We start from the raw sequence: 2,531 nt of genomic DNA, 5'->3' as shown, positions 1-2,531 counted from the left end.
TGTGTTTCGGCTTGCAAAAGTGACCCCCATCTCGGGGATATCGGCGTCCAAAAATGACCCCCTGTCCTTGAGGCTTTGATGGCCAGATCGGCGGCTTGTGTAGCCGCGGATCGAGACGGGGATGTTGGTAGTGGAGACGGTGGCGAAGATCCGGCGCGAGCACTTCGCGCGGGGCAAGGGCGTGAAGACCATCGCGCGGGAGATGGGCCTATCGCGCAACACGGTGCGCAAGATCCTGCGGTCGGGGGATACGGCGCTGGAGTACGAGCGGCGCGAGCAGCCGCACCCGAAGTTGGGGCCGTTCATCGCGCGGCTGGAAGCGTTACTGGAGGCCAATGCATCCGGCACCCGCAAGGATCGGCTGACGCTGATGCGGATCACCGATCTGCTCAGCCGGGAGGGCTATGACGGCGGTTACGACGCGGTGCGGCGCTATGCAGGACGCTGGTCGGTCCAGCGCCGGGGCGTGAGCTCTCCGGTCGAGGCCTTCGTGCCGTTGAGCTTCGCGCCAGGGGACGCCTATCAGTTCGACTGGAGCCACGAGCAGGTCGAGATCGGCGGCACGCCCCTGACGGTGAAGGTGGCCCACGTGCGCCTCTGCCATAGCCGCCGCTTCTACATCCGGGCCTATCCGCGCGAGACCCAGGAGATGGTGTTCGACGCCCATGCCCGAGCATTCCAGGCGTTCGGGGGCGTCACGCGGCGAGGCATCTACGACAACATGAAGACCGCCGTGGAGGCGGTGTTCACCGGCAAGACCCGGCGCTTTAACCGGCGCTTCGAGCAGATGTGCTCGCACTACCTGATCGAGCCGGTGGCCTGTACGCCGGCGTCGGGCTGGGAGAAGGGCCAGGTTGAGAACCAGGTCGGCTACGCCAGAGACAACCTCTTCAAGCCCCGCCTGCGCTTCCGGAGCCTGGAGGAGCTGAACGGCTGGCTGGAGGCCGAGTGCGAGCGGCGAGCGCGCAACGATCGCCATCCTGAGTTCCGCGACCGCTTCGTCTGGGACGTCTATGAGGCCGAGCGCCCCTTCTTGGCGCCGTTCGCCGGGCCCTTCGACGGCTTCCACCAGATCGAGGCCGTCGCCCAGGCCACCTGCCTGATCACCTTCGATCGCAACCGCTACTCGGTGCAGGCCAAGGCCGCGCGACGCGCCGTCCAGATCCGCGCCTACGCCGACCGGCTCATGGTGCTGTGCGACGGCGAGGTGGTGGCCGATCACCCGCGCGGCTTTGGCCGTGACCACACTGTCTATGATCCCTGGCACTACCTGCCCGTGCTGGCCCGCAAGCCCGGGGCATTGCGCAACGGCGCGCCGTTCCAGGAATGGGCGCTGCCGCCGGCCTTCACCCGCCTGCGCAAGCGGCTAGGCTCCGGCGACGAGGCTGACCGGCGCTTCGTGCGGGTTCTGACGGCGGTGCTGGACGATGGCCTCGACGCCGTCGACCTGGCCGTCCAGGAGGCGCTCGACGCCGGTGTCGCCAGCGACGAGGTGATCCTCAACATCCTCGCCCGCCGGCGTGAACCGCCCAGGCCCGAGGCGATCACCACCTCTCAGGCCCTGACCTTGAGCCATCCGCCCATCGCCGACTGCGCCCGCTACGACTTGCTGCGAGGCTCTCGTGCAGCGGCATGAGATGATCGACGCCCTGGGCCAACTGGGCCTGAAGGGCATGGCCGCCGCGTTCGACGACGCCGTCACCACGGGCCTGCAGCGCAAGCGCACCGCCATGGAGATCCTGGCTGACCTGGTGAAGGCCGAGGCCGCCCATCGGCAGGCAGCCTCGATCCGGTACCGGATCACCGCCGCCAAGCTGCCGGTGATGAAGGACCTGGCGCGCTTCACCTTCGAAGGCTCCCCGATCAACGAAGACTTGGTGCGCGCCCTGCACGGCGGCTCGTTCCTGGCCGATCACCGCAACATCGTCCTGATCGGCGGCACGGGCACCGGCAAGACCCATCTGGCCATCGCCATCACCGCCAATGTGGTGCGAACCGGCGCGCGCGGGCGCTACTTCAACACCGTCGATCTGGTGAACCGGCTCGAGGACGAAGCCCGGCGTGGCAAGACCGGCGCCCTGGCCGCCCAGCTCTCGCGTCTGGACGTCGTGGTGCTCGACGAGCTGGGCTACCTGCCGTTCGCCCAGTCCGGCGGTCAGCGCCTCTTCCACCTGATCAGCAAGCTCTACGAGCGCACCTCGGTGATCATCACCACCAACCTGACCTTCGGCGAATGGCCCACCGTCTTCGGCGACGCCAAGATGACCACGGCGCTGCTCGATCGCCTGACCCATCACTGCGACATCGTCGAGACCGGCAACGACAGCTGGCGCCTCAAGACCAGGGCCTGATCCACAATCTATTCAACCTCCCCCAGACCCCCTCCGGGCAGCTGAATCTCACGTAGCTCACCCGGCGGCGACGCGCTGCGCGAGCTGACCACTACGCGCCTCGCCGCCAGCCCGGGAACTCAAACCAGAGGGGTCAATTTTGGACGCCGATAGGGGGTCAACTTTCAACGCCGTTTGACA

General features: G+C 67.3%; 2 protein-coding genes. Both read left to right on the top strand.

The annotated features are described in order from the left end of the window. The first annotated feature begins 121 nt into the window (after positions 1-121). Positions 122-1,636 carry an IS21 family transposase gene (gene istA / locus J2X45_RS20235; RefSeq protein ID WP_310218516.1) on the top strand — a complete coding sequence of 505 codons (1,515 nt, stop codon included), beginning with the start codon at positions 122-124 and terminating at the stop codon, positions 1,634-1,636. After that, on the top strand, positions 1,623-2,351 hold the full coding sequence (istB, locus tag J2X45_RS20230; RefSeq protein ID WP_310218514.1) for an IS21-like element helper ATPase IstB: 729 nt from the start codon (positions 1,623-1,625) through the stop codon (positions 2,349-2,351). Before istA ends, istB begins: the two co-directional genes overlap by 14 nt. Positions 2,352-2,531: the final 180 nt, after the last annotated feature.

Source organism: Caulobacter sp. BE264, assembly GCF_031457805.1.
Lineage (GTDB): Bacteria > Pseudomonadota > Alphaproteobacteria > Caulobacterales > Caulobacteraceae > Caulobacter.
Note: the sequence above shows the minus strand (reverse complement) of the source record. Positions and strands in the feature narration are given on the sequence as shown.

What these genes read in the sequence shown, in the direction of transcription:
- istA (WP_310218516.1), top strand. Translation starts at nt 122, where the DNA reads ATGTTGGTAGTGGAGACGGTGGCGAAGATCCGGCGCGAGCACTTCGCG.